The sequence below is a fragment of the Aridibaculum aurantiacum genome, from assembly GCF_017355875.1.
Lineage (GTDB): Bacteria > Bacteroidota > Bacteroidia > Chitinophagales > Chitinophagaceae > Segetibacter > Segetibacter aurantiacus.
On the sequence record NZ_JAFEWC010000004.1, the window covers coordinates 1 to 17,667 of the forward strand.

A 17,667-nucleotide genomic window follows, 5' to 3' on the forward strand; every position below is an offset into this window, starting at 1 on the left:
CTTCAATCTCCTGGACAACCATTAGCTTAAAGCTATTACTGTACCGGATGACTGTTCTCTCTACTTTTTGTGACATATTGATTGAGTTTAATTACTTCAATATGTCAACCAGTTTCAGGACGTGACACTAACGCCCAACTTCCAACCCCCAACTTCCAACTCAACATCTACCTCACCCACTCCCTCACATCCGGACAGTCTATAGCTGCTTCACGTACTGAAGCAGTATTACGGTATTGCTTAAGCTGGCGGAGATAAGTGGTACTACTGTTTTCCTGGAAACGGCTGCAGGCGACCAACCCTAACAGGCACTTAGCTTTCAGCTCGTTGTTTTTAGTTAGCGACATTGCCCTGCGAAAGTTGTCCATTGCTGATCGGCATCTATAGTAGTCATCGCCATAGCGGTGGCCATTTGGCCAGAATGTATAACCAAACCAATGTGCCTGCGGGTAAATACTTTCTGCATAATCTTCATTTGCTGATTTGCCATAACTAAACATCATCCATCCCTTGCCGTTGTAGGATGTATTTACCTGCACATTTCCCAGTTGATAATAGGCCGCAGCCTTTGCTTCATCATTGGTAGCATTGTTGATGGTATTCGTGATCTTAACCACGTCTTCCAGTACCAGCCGCTTGCTCACCATTTTATATGCATTCCTGCTTTTTGTTTGTGGTGCAAAACCAGTATTGGTGATATGTGTCAGCGGGAGGAAATCAGCATACTCATAGTTGTCTTCCCAAAAGCTCGGGTTCATCTGCTTTGCCACAGCCAACGCTTCAGCATATCGCTTCTGCCTGAAGAGGATCGTCAACTTCACATCTCGATACATATCATCTTTTGCCCACCGCACAGGGCTTAACAGTTTCTCAAAACCTGTCTTATCCTTCTTATGTTTCAGCGCCAGCAGGCTATCTATATGATGCGGCGAAGCAAACCTGTCGTACCAGGCTATATGACCATAACCCACATCACCCTCACTCCATCCATCGTAGGCATTGGTGATAACGCCTGCTTTGGTATACAACATGCCGGCGGTAAGTGTATCCTTCTTCTTTTCATAACCCCTGCTAAGCATCAGCACCAGCTCGGCCCAGTCATCAGTTCGTTCGGCACCTTCATCATCGTAGCTGGTGTAGTCTTTAGTAGTTCTTTTCCTGTAGCTTTCATTCAGCTGGTATAGCTTCTTGAGCTGCGCAGCCAGTAACGCTTTAGCTTGCGGTGAAGTGATATCTGTAGTATGTGCCGTTACCACCACCTGTTCTACCAGTCGCTGTACTTCCAGTTGTTTGTTCATGTACACCGGCAGCGTTTGCAGCAGCTGTTTTGCTTTGTTGTACTGCCGCTCCATGTTGTACAGGTGAACAAGTGCCAGTTGCAGCGAAGGCTTGCGGCGCCTCATCTGCAGTCCTTCTACGAAAGCGCGTAACTGCCCCAGGTATTGCACATCTGTCCTTCTCAGCCTGTCCAGTTCAGCTTGTGTATATTCCTCCATTGCCCGCTCTTCATATTCGAAGCCTAACATAGCAGGTGTCCAAAGCCATGTCTCCAGTTTGTTCACCTCTTGTCCCACCAGCATGGGCAGGTATTTTTCAACAGCATCGTAGCGCGCCAGTGCCTGCAGGTGTTTTAGTGCGCGACCATTCGTTTTATAAGCCTGCATCGCATGCACCAGCGCCAGCATTTTTGGATCTTTTGTTACTTGTTGCAGTTGCACCAGGTCATCCTTTTCTACATGTAAAAAAGCATACTGCTTCTTTTCTTCCGATTCATCAAATGCTTTTAAGAGGTAGCGGGTTTGCTCATTTCGATCCTGCAATACCATTGCATAATAAATGTTTGCCCATGCTGCCACAATTGTAGGCTTCCCCTGCAGGTGACGCTCATATGCCTGGCGCATTTGCGGGGCAAAGCCAAATCCTTCGCGACCGATGTACGCCCACAGCTTCATAGCCTGGAAGGCATAGCGCGGCTGCAGGTATGCAGGGGCAGTAGCAATTTTCTGAAACGAAAGTTGCGCAAGTTTTGCCACCTCCTTTTTCTGCCTCTCCACCGTTGTATCCCACGGATCGGGTTGTGCAAAATCAACTGCTTCTGCCTGCTTGGCAAGTACCATGTACTGGAGTGCTGCAGCATTTTCCTTTTGTATAAGCCACTTAATGAAACTGTTGTTACCAAACGATTTCCAGTTGTTCCGCTTGTAAGCTTGAACAAAAATATCTGGTGGCGTTTCATATTGCACATTGTATACATCAGCTTCTTTTGCTTTGTTACTACTATAGCTCACCCACTCGTTACAGTTGCGTATATAATCAGGCTGTTTCTCCGGCTCCCACTGGTACAGCTGCTGCGAATAGGTAAATGGTTTAAGACCTGCAGGAGCCTCAAGCCCGCTGTTGAAAAGGGAGAACCGCTGCTCATCGCTGCTAAGAGAAGGCCCGCAACAAAGGATGATCGTCCAGGGCAGCAGCAGGCACACCAGCAGCAGGCTAAAGCGCTGTAAATATTTTTTTGATAGCTTGTTCATATCGCTGTACAAGTTGTGGGTCGTAATGGTAAAGTGCTATGCGTTTGGCGGAAGGAACTTTTTGGCGTAACAGTTTTGCTGCCTCTTCCAATGCAGCCTCTGATGGGTATTCTACACGCAGTACATCACCCTGCCGAAGATAATGTGCCCCCACCTCTATATCTTCCTTCACTTGTATGCCCTGGTTAGTGGTCACAAAATGATTTGAATCTGCCATCCGCTCCGAAAACTGCGCATCATGAAGCAACCCTTTGAAGTTGTTTTGCTGAAACCATGCATACCAGCCAAAAACCGGCAGCGCCACATCAAGAGGTAGCGGGTAGTTGCTGATGGTAAGGTATTGCTCCAGGTCTTTTATGTCAAAAACAGAATTGGTAGTAGCTGCATGTTTTATGTTGCTCATATTGTAGCACATCAGCAGCCCTTTATCTACCGGCGGCAAACCCATCTTGTGGTGGTACTTGTAAGGGTACAGCCTTATAGTGGCAGAAATTGTTTTGCCCGGGAAAAGGCTCTTCATATACCGCAGGAAGTTGAAATAGTCGTCTCTTGTTGTCTCTGTCCAATCGCAATCGAACTGTATTTCTGCAGGTTCAGGCAGTGCAGGACCACCAGCAGCTACGTTGGCCTGGCTTAGTTTATTATGCAAAAACAGAATCCGGTTGCGCACTTTGTGTGGAAGCGAATCGCGCCAATAGCCGGTCAACCGCATAAAGGTTTGCTGGGTGATGTATATAACAGGCGTATAGCTGCCCTGCAGGTAAGGCGCAGCATGCTGACTAACGGAGAGTTCCGCACGTGGCACCGGCATCCACTGCTGGTAGTTCCAATCTATATCAAACAACCGGATGTAAAAGTGTGAGATGTCATGCTTCTTTATAAAATGCTTCGCAGTGCTATCGGCAGAAAAGCTCGTTTTCCAATAATAAAATGAATGCTGCGCCGGTTGTTTTTGCTTGCAGGCGTTGCAAATAAACACAACCAGCGCCAGCAGGAGCAGCATGTTTTTTAAACGAGATCGGGCGGGGAGCATAGATGTATAAATGTACGGAAGAGGAAGAATTGTGGCAGGCGATTTCATTCCATCTCCAAGAACTTTTATTACCGTATGATGTAGTTACTTCCTTCTATTTCGCTTTCACCCTCTATACCGCCAGTTCAAAAAAGCTTACTAGATTCGCTCATCCTAAACTCATGAACTTTTTAGCTGCAGTCATATTTGCTATAGCTGTTCAAGGCTTCTTCCTTTGCTACCTGCTCATCAACACTAATAAAGGTGTAGCGCAGCGGGTACTGGCTGCATTGGTCCTGGCTATGTCAATAGCCATACTGGGACCAGCCATGGGATTAGCTGGCTACTACGTTCTCCTTCCGCACTTCATACGCGTAGGCGATCCTTTGGTCTTCGTTTTTGGACCATTACTTTTTATCTATATCTGCTGCCTTACCCGCGGCCAGTTACCCAAAAAATGGCTGTTGCATTTCCTGCCGTTTTTGTTATATGTGCTGTACCTGCTGCCGTTCTATGCCATGAGTGGCGACGACAAAATAGCTTATGTAGAACGGCTTTTTGCTGACAAAACAATGAACACGGAAACGATGGTAGTGCAGTTTGTACGTACGGTACATGTTACCATTTACATGCTGGCTTCATTGCAACTGGTAGTGGCGTTCCAGAAACAGATAAAAGATAATTTTTCAAATATTGAAAAGGTAACACTGGCAACGGTAAGCCGCTTGCTGAAACTCTTTTTAGCCGTTGCTGTAGTTGGCACCTGCACTTTTATCGCCAGCTTTTTTACTTCCATCAATATTGTCTTCATCAACGGATTGATCAGCCTAACGGTGGGCATTGTAATTTATGGCGTTGCCTACGCCACCTGGTCAAGACCAGCTGTTGTACTGCCGGAACAGGTAGAAACCATGACTGATACTCCGTTGCCGCCAGAACTGCCTGCAAAACCTGCCGAACCAGAAGAAATACAAGAGGTACTGCAGGAGGAAAAAGAACGTACGAAACATCATATACGTGATGAGGATTACCCGCAGTTAGTAACCAAACTGGAAGAGCTGGTAAAAGAGGGCCTACACCTGGATAATGATCTGACGCTTCTTCAACTGGCCTATCGGCTGCATATTCAGCCTTACCAAGCTTCAGAACTGATCAACCGCTACTATAAGGGCAGCTTCTTTGATTTCATCAATAGTAAGCGAATACAAGAAGTACAAAAGCGGCTGAAAGATCCGGAACTAGCACATTTTTCAGTACTTGGAATAGCCATGGATTGTGGCTTCAATTCCAAATCATCCTTCAATACTGCTTTTAAGAAATTCACCGGCCTTACCCCCACCCAATTCCGCGAGACCACCCCGGCGTAGGCGTTCGACTTCCGAAATCAGCACGTCCGACTTTTGAAAATCAGTCGATTAGCCGCTTTTTGATGATCAATTTTGTGTTTTCAAACCACAACAAAAATCATCATGAAAAAGATTTCCATCATCATCGCTACGTTCCTAACATTACAAGCAGCAGCACAAAAAACCACCAGTTCTACCTGGGAAATTGAAATTGACCCATTGGCATATGCCTTCTTCAAAGGCTACTCAGGTCACGTTTCATACAATACTAAAAACATGAAGTACGACGCCGGCTTCTATGGGCTGGAGGTGCCGCCAAGTGTTCATGGTAATGAAGGTTTTACTGAAAAAGTGAAAGGCTTCGGTTTTAAAACCAGCTACCTGCTGGGAAATGTAAAAGGTCTGTATACTGGCTTAGGTGTTGGTTATACCACTACCGAGGCAAGACACCAGGCTACTTCAACCATTGCAACGGGAAATTCTGTGGGTGTGGGTGCTCATCTTGGTTACCGGCTTTTCCTGCAGAAGGAAAAAGATGGCACCCGCAAAGGCCTATACATAGCACCGTGGGTGAGCGTAGACTACAACATGCACTTACAAAAAGTGAAGTTTGAGAATATGCATTACAAGCAGAGCAACTGGGGCTTTTTTCCTACTGTACACATTGGCTACCGTTTCTAATCACCAAAAATTTTACAATGAAAAAGCTGATCAACCTGGAAGAAGCAGCAAAATTTCTTCTTTCGTTTCTTGTATTCATTCAACTCGGAAATAGCTGGTGGCTCTACTTTGCCCTGCTGTTCCTGCCCGACTTAAGTATGATAGGTTATGCTTTCAACAACCGTGTAGGAGCTGCCGCCTACAACCTGTTTCACCACCAGGCAGTAGCCATTGCCACACTGGTTGCCGGTTACCTGCTGCAGGCGGATTACCTGGTAATAATTGGCATCATCCTTTTTGGACATTCTGCCCTTGACAGGATGCTTGGCTACGGGTTAAAGTACCCGGATAGCTTTAGCCATACCCACCTTGGCTGGATTGGAAAAGAGAAAAGCCGCGCCAGTAACTAGCGCGGCTTTTCTAAAACATTCCGCGAATACTTACGACTTTTTAGAAGGTTTGAGGTGCTTCTCCTGCTCTTACTTTCTAAATAAGCGGAACGGCATTTAGCATTCTTCTTCTGGTTAAATTGCAGCTTCACACGTATGGACAGTTTCCGCTACTTTATTCCCGGTGATGATGGCTTCAGGGCAGACACAATGGATAACCTGTTGGCTGCAGGTTATTATCGCATGCAGCACCTGATGTTTACCACCAACGACACGCAAATTGAAGAAGACGAAGAACCGATACCGGTTTTCTGGCTACGTACACGCGTCAGCAGTTGCCAGCTCAACAGGTCGGCGCGGAACATCCTGAAGAAATGCAGCCAGTTTACTACTACTATTTTGCCAGCCTGTGTTACTGAAGAAATTGAAGATCTGTATGCGCTTTATAAAGATCATGTAGTGTTTTCCGTATCCCCTAGTTGTGCTGAATATTTACATACCGATCTTTTACCTCATCCTTTTGATTCGCTGATGGTGCAGGTAAGGCACGGTGCGCAGCTGGTTGCTACCGGCTTTTTTGATGTAGGACAACAGTCTATTGCGGGCATCATGAATGTTTACCACCCCGCATACCACGCTTACAGCCTCGGAAAGTTCCTGGTATTGCAAAAGCTGCAGTATGCGCTGGACCTGCAAAAGACGTATTACTACACCGGCTATATCAGCCCCGACAGTACCCGCTTCGACTACAAAGTTTTCCCCGATCCTACAGCGGTTGAGGTTTTTCTACCGGACCAACAGCAGTGGGTGCCTTACCATGCTTTGGGAAAACCTTTTCTTGCTGAATATTTTTTAAAGTACCTGCAGTAGGTTTTTTCAAGCTGGCTACTGTTTCCGCAGGCACATCTCTTATTCTTCTATTAACAGTTGATGGTTAAACACTAGCTACTGCACAGTATCTATCATTTGAACATTTAAACTTCAAAAACATGAAAAAATTTATACTCAGTGCAGTGATCACTTTAATGGTGGCAGGGTCAGTGGAGGCCCAGGAAAGGAAGTCGAAACAAAAACAACATTGGAAGCAGAATAAGTCGTGGTCGGCTTCGCAGCCAACAAAACTAAAGGGGCAGTTGTATAACCAACTCAACCTTTCTTCAAATCAGCGTGTACAGGCAGATAGGCTAAACCAAAACCTGGCTAGCCGTCTTCAATCTATGAACAGCAATAGCAGGCTTCCGCAACAACAAAAAAGAATGGCTGTTCTAAACCTTGTTCAACAACATCAGAATGGATTTCATGCGTTACTATCCCCGCAACAGTCGCAGCAATACAACTCGCTGCTGGGCAGTGGTGCGCTCAGCCAGGGTCTGGCAGGAAATAGCGCTTTAGCTTCTCTACTTGGCGATTATGGCTGGGTGGTGAACCTGCTGGGCAGCAACCTGAACCTCGGTAGCTTGTTAGGTGGCAACCTGGATATCGCCTCTCTACTTGGCTTGTTTACCAGGTAAAACATTGTTCATATATGAATGGAAAGAGCTGCCAATTAGCAGCTCTTTTTTATGTCTTTCTTTCTTATGCTGGTCTGAAACCTCCAGGCCAGCAACCATTTTCTACTAGCGGAAAGTTCTATTTGCCAGCACGCAGCTCCTGTTCTGGCCAATGCGGTAGCCCATGTAGTAGCCGGTATTGGTTGGCTGGTGGTGCAGGCGGATCTCATCCCGGGTACTTTTGTTGGTTGCCGCCGCTTCGGTACTTTGGTATACGGTCCAGTCTAAGCCATCGTGACCTTTCAGCAGCGTTATACCCGGCACATCACCGCGCTCCGTCCAGCGGCCCCTGATAACTTTTTTATCCATCTGCCAGGTATAAGTACCATCCGCTTTTATATCCAATGGCTGCAGTTTCATGCCACCACTAATGCGTCGGTATTTGTCGTCGCCTTTGTTGTAGGTAAATGTGGCGCCGGAGACATACATGTCCCACTTTCCAATGAAGTAGCTGTTATCAGGTTTCTCGCCCGGGGCTATTACGCCATAGCAAGGATAAGAATAGCGACTGCTGGCATCTTTTTCATCTTTTACGGTGTAGCTGCGTTTATCTACATCCACCGAGATGATGGTTCCGAAGTACGGGCCGGTAAGGAAATTACCACCGTCGTACCTCACCCTGTCGCCGATCTTGTACTTCTGACCAGGAAAATTAGCGGCGGCAACAGGCGCAGCATTGTTAGCTGCTTTAACCCTTATTTCAGAAACCCATTCGGTCGACTTAACCCCATCGCGGATATAGGTAATGTTATATTGTTTCCCGTCAACACCCACCACTTCACCTTCATACTCCTTGTTATCCCACCGCGTGAAGAGAACGCGGCTACCAGGTGTAAAAGTTTGCGCTTCGTTTTGGCGGTATAGCGGGAACATCAGGTTAGCTGCCAGGTTCATTTCACCGCTATAGTCATCATATTTAATTAAGTAGGTGCCTTCGCTGCCATTGGGCTGAAGATTGCTCTTGACGATGGCTCTTACCCTGTCACCAGAATAGGAAACTTCTACGCGATCGCCGGGCTTGAATGCACCCGGTACAGCAGGTGCTCCTGCATTATTTCCTGGCTGGTTACCTGCCTGGCCGTTGTTTCCCTGGTTACTTCCATTTGCAGGTGGGTTAGCTGGTGGAGGTGGAGGCGGAGGCGCAGCATTAGATGCCTTAACAGAAATCTCTGAAACCCATTCTGTATTGGTGAAACCATCACGGACGTAAGACAACTGGTAACGTTTATCATCTACAGCCACTACCTGCCCTTCATATTCCTTATTATCCCATCTAAGAAAAAGGACACGGTCTCCTACCTTGAATGATTGACTTGCATTGGGGCGGTACGGCGGACGGATCAAGTTAGCAGCCATGGTTTGGTTGCCACTGTAGTCGTCGTACTTAATTAGGTAAATACCTTCACGTCCTTCTGATTTTAAGTCCCTGATTATGGTGGCGCGTAACCAGTCGCCGGCATATGATGCCTCTACTCTATCACCTGGTTTATAGGGTTGAGCACTGGCAGCTAAGGAAAATAGGAATGCAAACAGGATGAATAAGCATGGTGGCAGCATGTGTTTCATAAGCTGAAGGTTCAGTTAAGGGTGGAAAAAATACGAACATCATCTGAAAAATGAGGAGGTAGGGGATTAAAATCGGGATGAATGATGGAGCGTCTATGGAGATAAAAAGTTACTCAGGCCGCGTGGCCTCGTCATTGCGCCGCCGCTGCACTTCTTACTTTACGTCAAGCTGCGCAAGCCGCAATTCCGGCTACGGCCGGAACCGTAAGAACTGAGGCGGCTCTGCAATGACTGGTAACTGGTTACTTGTTTTAGGCAGGCACTATATGCAAATAGAAAAGTGACAACAACAACTAAGAAGAAAAGAAACCTTTACAAGTTTACTTTAGGCTCATGAGGAGTAGAATCTACTGCCGCCGCAGGTACTCTGCCGGCACATGATCCGTCAGCCAAACATTATTTTCTGAAAGAAAGAATGCAAAACCTTGTTCATGCATCTGCAATGCATCTACTACCAGCACCACCGGCTTACCATGTCGTTGCCCAACTTGAAGGGCTGTAGATATACCTGCACTAAGATGAACGTGCTGGCGACCGCGTTTTTCTAAACCATGCGCTAAAATAGAAGCGAGGTTTTGTTCTGCTGTTCCATGATAAAGCTGTACCGGTGGCTCCACTGGCGCCAGCTCAAGGTCAACATGGATTGAGTGGCCCTGGCTCGCCCTGATCATGGATTTGTCTTCATTGAATGCAAAGCGTTGCTTGGCATTGGTAGCTACCATTTCCGCAAGCAGCTCATTGGTGATAGCTTTGCCAGATGCCTCTAGCTTCTCCAACAATTCAGCCGTAGAGGCCCAACCTTTTTCATCCAGACGAAGACCGATCAACTCCGGCCGGTGCCGCAATACAAGGCTAAGAAACTTGCTGGTTGATTTTAAAAGTTGTTCGTAATTCATGCGATTCAACGTGAAGAAGAAAAAGAAAACCTATTCCGCATATTTATATCCCACACCTCTTACAGAATGGAAGAACTGCGGGTTGCGGCTGTCTTTTTCAAAATACTTGCGGAAGTTGAGGATGAAGTTGTCGATTGTGCGGGTGGTAGGATATACATTGTATCCCCAGACTGATTGAAGGATTTTCTCCCTTGTCACCACTTCATTTTTATTTTCAATCAGCAGCTTTAGCAGCATGGTTTCTTTCTTGCTCAGCTCTATTGCCTGCTTGCTGAACGTTATAGCTGTTTGTGCTTTAAAGTCTACCTCGTTATTACCAAAACGATAGGTATCGCCAATGGTTTCCTTTTCCTGCAGTTGCTTATTCTTCTTGATCAGCTTCTCTACCCGCAGCAGCAACTCTTCCAGGTTGAAGGGTTTTGCCATATAATCATCTGCACCTTTTTTCAAACCCAATACACGGTCGGCGCTGGTGTTCTTCGCACTAAGAATTAGTATGGGCAATTCAGTATTCGACAGTCTTATTGTTTCAGCTACGGATATTCCATCTACATGCGGCAGCATCACATCCAGGATCATCAGGTCAAAATATTCATCTTTAACTGCTTTCAATGCTTCGTTGCCATCGTATGCAGAAGTGATCTCGTATCCCTCCAGTTCCAGGTTTAGCTTCAGCGCTTCATGCAGGTTCTCTTCGTCTTCTACCAGTAAAATATTTGCTCTTGCCATTCTATTTGAAGTTGGAGGATTGTAATCTTGTTGCACTGCAATTTACTGCATGCACTGCAAAGCAAAGTGCAAGGCACCAATGCTTCACTTTTGACAAGCGGAAAATTTAGGTAGATCAATTAGTCCTGAAGGTGACTGTAAAAGTTGTCCCTTCACCTTTTGCACTTGAAACACTAATGTGCCCGTTGTGGTCTTTTGCAATCATTTTACATAAAAACAAACCCAATCCTGTACCCTTAGTAGTACGTGTAGCTTCGTTGCCAATGCGGTAAAACTTCTCAAATAATTTTTTCTGCTCCTCTTCTGCTATACCTGCGCCTTCGTCCTCTACAGAAAAAATAACGTGGTTGTTTTTCTTCTGCAGCGTCACCTTTACTGGTTTGTCTTTGGGTGAATACTTTATGGCATTTTCAACCAGGTTGTTCATCATCATTTGCAGCAGCAATTCTTCGCCATATATCTGCACACCATCCTGTATTTCTTCCAAAAAAATACGTTGGGCAAAGCGGCTGGAAAAATCATCAACCGTTCTTTCCGCCAGGTCACTCAAGTTAATATTGCTTTTGGTGAGCTGGTAATCACCGGTATCTAATTGCGATGCAAGCAGAATATTACTGGCGAGTGCATTCAGCCTGTCAGCCTCCTGCAGCGTATTACTTACCAGTTTCTTTTGTTGTTCAGGATTAAGCTCCCGCCTAAGCAGTGTTTCCAGGTTGAGACGAGCAACGGCTATAGGAGTTTTAAGCTCGTGCGTGACCGTCATCATAAAATTTTGCTGCTGCCGCGACACCATGAACTGCCGGCGGGTAGCGCGATAAACAAAAACAGCTCCCACTACTATTACAGCTAAAAAGGTAACACCTTCACCTATGTATTGTGCTTTTTTGCGCTTGTATGCGTCGTAGATGGCTGCTTCTTTTTTCTGTAATTGCGGATCAGATGGGATAAGCTCATTTATCAACAGCTCCGTCATCTTTTCGTTCTGCGATTGCAGCGAAATGAACCAAAAGATCAAAGCGGCAATGATGTATAAAAGCAAGAACCAGTAAACTACGGTGATAATGGCAAGTTTCCTGGTGGTGAACATACTCATAGTGATCAGTTGACCTTCTGTACGCGGATCCCCACATTCAGCACATGATCCAGCGGATCTTCGCGCATGTCTTGAACAAGGGTAAATTTATAAGTACCAGCTTTTAGTGGTGCAGGTTTATCATTGAAAGGTAGCCTGTGTTCAAATATATCATCCATGCCACTGCCCAACCAGCCTTGCGCACTATTGGCTAACACAAACTGCCTGCGCAAGCTGGTGCTGTCGTCAGGGCTTTTGATATTCAGCTTTACCCAAATGTTGTTGTAGCGGTATGCATCAGAATGACGCAGCACCAGCATGATGTTGTACAAAGAAGTTGTATCTGTTATTTCAAAAGTAAAAGATGGCTTTTCCTTGCTGCTCCATTCGTGCTTTGGAAAGAACTTGGTCTTTTCAAAAACATCTATCGGCTGGCACGAAACAGCTGCAACAATCAATAATAAGAAGAGGTAAAACCGGTTCAAGAGTGAGTTATGATTGAGAGTTATGAATATGAGTAGAGTTAGCTTGCTACTTTATCAATTTTGACTTTTGCCTTTTGCCTTATAAAACGTTCAGCACCTGCTCTTTTGCCTTTTCCAGTTCATCTTTCATCAGCACTACATATTTCTGAATTTCTGAATCGTAAGCTTTAGAGCCAGTAGTATTTATTTCGCGCCCAATTTCCTGCATGATGAAGGAAAGCTTTTTTCCTTTGCTTTCGTCCTGCTCTGCCAGTATGCTCCTAAAGTAATCGCAGTGGTTTTTAAGCCTTACCTGCTCTTCGCTTATGTCTATCTTCTCGATGTAGTATATCAGCTCCTGCTCCAGGCGATTGTCATCGTAGCTTTCCTTACCTACGTTTTCTTCCAACACACGCTTCAGGCCTTCGCGGATCTTTTGCTGGCGCAATGGTTCCAGCCTGGCTACAATAGCTTGTTGCAAAAGAATGTTCTCTATCCTCAGCATCAGGTCAGTTTCTAGCGACTTTCCTTCGTCCACCCTATGCAGTTTCAACTGGTTGATCGCATCCAGCAGCACTTCTTCAAAACCTTTGAAGTCTTCATCTGTAAGCACATCATTGGTAGGTGTGATAACATCTGGAAGCTTAAGCAACGTGCTTAAAACAGAGCCTGCATCCAAACCTAATTCCTGCGTCAATTCTGCGATTGGTTGGTAGTAAGCCTTTGCCAGTTCTTTATTTATAGAAACAGGTTTAGAAGAACCATTCTGCTTTATATACACAATACATTCTACACTACCACGGACCAGCTTTTCCTGCAGCAGGTTGCGGATATTAAATTCGAATGGTTTCAACAATGGCGGAATAGTGATCCTAAGATCGAATTGTTTGCCGTTCAGTGATTTTAGTTCTACCAGGAATACTTTGTCTCCTACTGCCCGCTCTGCCCTGCCAAAGCCCGTCATTGAATGCAACATAATAATGTATAAGTTGATTAATTGTCCTTCCTGTTGAACCGCCTTTTCAACCTGCAAAATGCAGTGCTGACTGGGGTTGTATGCAACAAAAACGGCAAATGTTATTCGGGTAAAAATAAGGCAAAAGGTGGTTGTGCTAAAAAGTAAAAGCCGGCTCTTTTAAGAACCGGCTTTTGTTTAATTACCTTATATCGTCGAACAGAGTTGTGGTAGCTATTGAATGGTCATTGTTTGGGTACGTTCGTTGAGCGTAATCGTATAAGTACCAGCGGTTGCAGGTGTCTTAAAGTTATCACCGCCTTCCCAACGTATTCTTCTTGTATTTGCTGCAGCACCAGGACCGGCATCTTCATAATCAAATGCGCCCCATGCATTTCCTGAAAGGAATTTGATATCCTTATTCGCTTTTAAACCTACAGTCAACGTCCATATACCATTTCCTGAAAATTGCATAGCTGGAGAAGATGCAGGATCCCAATCATTCACGCCAGCCATGTTTATACCATCACCCACCAAACGCATTTCAGGAGCCAGCATCAACTCGTACTTAATGTTGTCTGGATCTCTGCCATCCCAGATTACCCTGTACCTGCCGGCTGCAGGAATGTTAGGGAAATTAGAACCATTTACTTCCATAGTAGTTCCGGTGCCGCCAGCTGCACCATAGCTGCGGGTTTCAGTTACAGTATTGCTACCGTTGTTCCACTCGTTATTATCAATCATTTTCCATCCACCTGCAGGAAGATCGAAAACGCCAACAAAAAGGTTTCTTCCGGCATAGCCCAATGAATGTGTGGTTACAGCCGAAGCAGGAGACCATCCATTCACATCACCAACTATACCCATTCTGCCTTCGCGGATATCGTATTTCATATTTGCCAGGTCTACGCTTATGCGATATACACCAGCATTTTGTACTGAAAGGTTCGCACCACCAGCAGACAGGTTGCCATTCGTGCCACCGTAGTTTGTACTCCATGAGCGGCCTTCAGTTATTTTGAATTCAGCACCTGCAGGCAGGTAGATGTAGGTGTAGTACATTTTGTTGAGCAAGCCACTGCGCAGGTCGCGAATGAATTCAGGCGCATTGCCTGGTTCCCAATCGGTACCGTTGCCGGTAGCAGCCTGGTAGCCTCCCGGCATGTACAGGCGCAGCAATGGCACGTAAGTATTTACAGTAATGGCAACCCTGTTACTAAAAGCAACTGCACCTTGTGCAGTGGTAGCTTTCACCCTGTATTCCAATCTTCCGGTAGTGCCGCCTGCTACACCTTCAGTAAGAGCTGTTTCGTTTATTTGTCCTTGAGTTAATGCTAAGCTATAGGTGTTAGCTCCTGCTGCTAATTCATTAGGACTAGCAAAGTTTTTACCTACAGAATCGTACTGGATGCTATAAGTGATCATTCCTGTATAACCTACAAAAGAAGGTGTCCAGTTAAACGTCAGCGCATTTTGACTAGATGAGGCCAATGTACCTGTAACGGTGGTGGCAGTGCTGGTAAGCGTAGAAGAGTCAGTGAATGGAGTAACTGTCAGGCGAACCACGTTAGACATGTACTGCTCGTTGTTGTTCTTATAAGAAGAAACCACACGAACATCCATGTTATATGGTGTACCCAGTTGGAAGCCATATCCAAGTAGAATAGCATTCAGTTCTCTACCTGTGAAAGAAGTACTTCTTTGACCGGTAACCTCTTTGGTTACTTTACGTGAAAAATCCCTACCAGCAGAATCGATCTCAACTACATATTTATAGTTGTTGCTGTCGGTGGCGTAGTTGGGACTTGTCCATGAAAAAGAAACCACAGCAGTATTAGAATCTGCAGGGGTAGGAGCTACAGTGGTACGCGAAGCTGTCAGTGTAACAGGAGTACCCTTTCCATAATAAGGAAGGTCTGCTATTTTTCTACAGCCGGCGATGGATAGCACCACTACCAGTGTGAAAGAAAGAAGTTTAAAAAGAGTTTTCATATCTGATAATTTATTAGCTGGTCGGCTGCCTTTGTTGGGGCAGCCAACCGTTTACTATTACTGTTTTACTACCGTGTATTTACCTGTTCTGAAATTCAGGGTGATCTTGTAAGTGCCGGCATCACCAGGTGTAGGAATGGCATCAGGATCGCTGCCGCCGCCCAGGTTCACACCTATATCACCACCGGTAGCACTGCTTCCACCATACTGTGGTTGCCACTGCCCTGGGTGCGATAAGAACTTATACATGGTTCCCGGAGAAAGCTGCGTGATGATGAAATATTCTCCCCTGTCTACACGGGTAAGCTTTTGAGCTGCAGGTGGTGAATTTGTCCAGCCTGAAGCGGTAGCATCACCAGTCATATACAACTCGTTGCTTGTAGGAGGAGGCACAGCAAAATCCTCGTAAGGCACAACGCCTGTTATTTGTATAGCATTGGAGAATAAACGAGCAGTTCCATTAATACTGGAAGCAATGCGGATCTCAATGTTATGCGGAATCTCTGCAACCATTCTCATCCGGGTCAGGTAGTTGTTCATCATTGCTACCGTTACTGTACGCGACAGGTCGTTGCTGATAGCTATTTCCACCTTTTCAGGATTGGTGAAATTTGCTCCAACTGTATCTACCTGTAAATGGTAGGTTACATTGTGAGAACTGACACCGGTATTGAACATATAATCCGGGTTGGTCCAGTTTAGCTGTGCAAACACTTCGTCTTTTCTTGCTGCTGTCAGCACTTTGTTGGCTGTAACTGTAGCAGTCAGTTTAGGCGCTGTTCCTCCTTGCAGAACAACCCTGTTCTCTTCTTTCTTACAACCCGCCAGTACAACCAGCGTGAGTGCAGCAGAAAAAAACCAATTCATATATCGTTTCATAATTATGATTATTTAGAAGATTAGTACCCTGGGTTTTGCCTGATGTTAGGGTTAGCACTTACCTCAGTAGAAGGTAATGGGAACAACCTGTAATTAGATGATACTGCTGTTCCGCCTTGTACTCCGCCTTTCCATGGCCATAGGTAAGCTGCAGTAGTAAACCTGTTGTAGCGGATAAGGTCGCTACGACGAACAGCCTCCCAATACATTTCACGGGATCTTTCATCCAGCAGCAGGTCAAGCGACAGTGCAGAAACATTGCCTGATGCATTTCCATATGCACGCTGGCGTAGCGTGTTGAAATAGGTCAGTGCTTCATTCTGGTTACCACCTGTTCCACCGCGCAATACTGCTTCAGCGTATATCAGGTACATTTCAGCTAAACGGAAAACAGGAAAATCTACATCAGAGTAAGTTCTTTCAGGGTCGTTACCATAGCCACCTGTGCGGGTACGGTTTCTAAACTTAGCTACACCCAAACCTTGCTCAAATACGCTGATGTCAGAGATTTCTACATTGTGCCCGTCAGTGAAGAAAAGTGCTCTCCTGTCGGTAATGTTTGATGAAGAAAAATTAGGGAAGCCAGGGAATTTTTCTGGCAGGTTGCGTGTTGTGCGCAGACCACTCCAGCCAGAAAGGCCGGTAAGGTCTTTATGCGGGGTGCTGCCACCACCTGTTGAACCATTGATTAAGAATGTAGTTCCTCCAAAGTTCCTTGTACGTACACCATCATAGTTCAATGTCCAGATAAACTCAGTGTTATTAACATGGTTATCAGCCATAAACAAGTGGCTGTAGTTAGGCATCAGCGTATAGCCGCCATCTATTACTTTTTTAGAATAGGTAATAGCGTCGTTCCACCTTGCAGTTCCTGTATAAACTTCTGCATTTAGGTAAAGCCTTGCCAGCTGTGCCCATGCAGCTGCCCTGTCAGCCCTGCCGTATGGTGCAGCTCTTGGCGCATCCATTTCAGGTTCTATTGCTTTCAGTTCAGCTTCTATAAAATTGAACAGGTTCTGCCTGGTTATTTGCTGTGGAAGATTTCCTGCACCTATGGGTGTTTCTTCATTAGTAAAACCTGGATTTCCAAAAAGGTCAAGCAGTACGCTATAAACGTGCGCCCTTACAAACCTTGCTTCAGCGCGCATCTTGCGTATATTATCAGCAGAAGCTGTTAATCCACGCTGGCTGATCCTTTCAGGAGAACTTTCCCTGATGAATTCGTTGGAAAGTGTAATGATATAAAAACAGCGGTTGTACAACCCGTTCAACATACCATTGTTAGCGCTCCAGTTCAGGTTGTGGAAGTCACGGATACCGGCATCGTTCCAGGCAACTACTGCTTCGTCTGTGGTTAGCTCCTGTGCCATCCACATCAGGCGCAGGAAGTCAGAGGTACCTTCATCTATACCTGCTACATCACCTGCACCAGCAGGACCAGCATTACCGGTAAGCGCCATTGAACCGTACACTTTTGAAAGCACCTGCAGGTAACCTCCTTCAGTGCCGTATACCTGCGCCGACGTTACATCGTTGGGCGGGAACCTATCAAGATCTTTGTGGCATGCTACCAGCAGCGTTGCCGCCATCAGCACCCAAATACTATATGTTATTAGCTTTTTCATTTCA

At 45.7% G+C, this 17,667-nt stretch carries 16 protein-coding genes; 5 read left to right on the top strand and 11 right to left on the bottom strand.

Translation table 11 applies throughout. The features are described 5' to 3' along the window. Positions 1-167: 167 nt before the first annotated feature. Positions 168-2,528, bottom strand: a complete 2,361-nt coding sequence (locus J4N22_RS18330) for a hypothetical protein (protein WP_207497034.1) — start codon at positions 2,526-2,528, stop codon at positions 168-170. Further along, entirely contained in the window at positions 2,491-3,531 is a 1,041-nt protein-coding gene (locus tag J4N22_RS18335; protein WP_207497035.1) for a hypothetical protein, read from the bottom strand. Before J4N22_RS18335 ends, J4N22_RS18330 begins: the two co-directional genes overlap by 38 nt. Positions 3,532-3,722: 191 nt before the next feature. Here J4N22_RS18335 and J4N22_RS18340 point away from each other — a divergent pair, with 191 nt between their 5' ends. The 5 genes from J4N22_RS18340 to J4N22_RS18360 all read left to right on the top strand — a co-directional run bounded on the left by J4N22_RS18340 (position 3,723) and on the right by J4N22_RS18360 (position 7,446). Then, on the top strand, positions 3,723-4,907 hold the full coding sequence (locus J4N22_RS18340) for a helix-turn-helix domain-containing protein (protein ID WP_207497036.1): 1,185 nt from the start codon (positions 3,723-3,725) through the stop codon (positions 4,905-4,907). A gap of 102 nt (positions 4,908-5,009) precedes the next feature. After that, positions 5,010-5,567 (top strand): hypothetical protein, encoded by a 558-nt coding sequence (locus tag J4N22_RS18345; RefSeq protein ID WP_207497037.1) that lies wholly within the window; start codon positions 5,010-5,012, stop codon positions 5,565-5,567. 17 nt (positions 5,568-5,584) lie between these two features. Beyond that, complete coding sequence (locus J4N22_RS18350) at positions 5,585-5,956, top strand: DUF4260 domain-containing protein (RefSeq protein WP_207497038.1); 372 nt, start codon at positions 5,585-5,587, stop codon at positions 5,954-5,956. A 135-nt stretch (positions 5,957-6,091) separates the two neighbouring features. Then, the gene (locus tag J4N22_RS18355) at positions 6,092-6,805 is read left to right on the top strand and encodes a hypothetical protein (protein WP_207497039.1); all 714 of its coding nucleotides are present in this window, start codon (positions 6,092-6,094) and stop codon (positions 6,803-6,805) included. 119 nt (positions 6,806-6,924) lie between these two features. Then, positions 6,925-7,446 carry a hypothetical protein gene (locus J4N22_RS18360; protein WP_207497040.1) on the top strand — a complete coding sequence of 174 codons (522 nt, stop codon included), beginning with the start codon at positions 6,925-6,927 and terminating at the stop codon, positions 7,444-7,446. Between the two features lie 105 nt (positions 7,447-7,551). Here J4N22_RS18360 and J4N22_RS18365 read toward each other — a convergent pair whose 3' ends face one another. From J4N22_RS18365 to J4N22_RS18405, 9 genes are all read right to left on the bottom strand, one after another. After that, positions 7,552-9,051: a hypothetical protein gene (locus tag J4N22_RS18365; RefSeq protein ID WP_207497041.1), complete on the bottom strand. Its 1,500-nt coding sequence runs from the start codon at positions 9,049-9,051 to the stop codon at positions 7,552-7,554. A gap of 347 nt (positions 9,052-9,398) precedes the next feature. Beyond that, positions 9,399-9,947: an RNA 2'-phosphotransferase gene (locus J4N22_RS18370; RefSeq protein WP_207497042.1), complete on the bottom strand. Its 549-nt coding sequence runs from the start codon at positions 9,945-9,947 to the stop codon at positions 9,399-9,401. A 30-nt stretch (positions 9,948-9,977) separates the two neighbouring features. Beyond that, entirely contained in the window at positions 9,978-10,676 is a 699-nt protein-coding gene (locus tag J4N22_RS18375) for a response regulator transcription factor (protein WP_207497043.1), read from the bottom strand. Positions 10,677-10,791: 115 nt separating this feature from the next. Then, positions 10,792-11,769, bottom strand: a complete 978-nt coding sequence (locus tag J4N22_RS18380) for a sensor histidine kinase (protein WP_242692296.1) — start codon at positions 11,767-11,769, stop codon at positions 10,792-10,794. 5 nt (positions 11,770-11,774) lie between these two features. Beyond that, positions 11,775-12,233: a gliding motility lipoprotein GldH gene (locus J4N22_RS18385; protein WP_207497044.1), complete on the bottom strand. Its 459-nt coding sequence runs from the start codon at positions 12,231-12,233 to the stop codon at positions 11,775-11,777. A gap of 79 nt (positions 12,234-12,312) precedes the next feature. Then, complete coding sequence (locus J4N22_RS18390; RefSeq protein ID WP_207497045.1) at positions 12,313-13,188, bottom strand: YicC/YloC family endoribonuclease; 876 nt, start codon at positions 13,186-13,188, stop codon at positions 12,313-12,315. A gap of 213 nt (positions 13,189-13,401) precedes the next feature. Continuing rightward, a complete protein-coding gene (locus J4N22_RS18395; RefSeq protein WP_207497046.1) occupies positions 13,402-15,159 on the bottom strand; it encodes a SusE domain-containing protein in 1,758 nt (585 codons plus the stop codon). A 57-nt stretch (positions 15,160-15,216) separates the two neighbouring features. Further along, positions 15,217-16,038 carry a SusE domain-containing protein gene (locus J4N22_RS18400; RefSeq protein WP_207497047.1) on the bottom strand — a complete coding sequence of 274 codons (822 nt, stop codon included), beginning with the start codon at positions 16,036-16,038 and terminating at the stop codon, positions 15,217-15,219. Between the two features lie 20 nt (positions 16,039-16,058). Then, positions 16,059-17,663: a RagB/SusD family nutrient uptake outer membrane protein gene (locus tag J4N22_RS18405; protein ID WP_207497048.1), complete on the bottom strand. Its 1,605-nt coding sequence runs from the start codon at positions 17,661-17,663 to the stop codon at positions 16,059-16,061. Between the last annotated feature and the right edge of the window lie 4 nt (positions 17,664-17,667).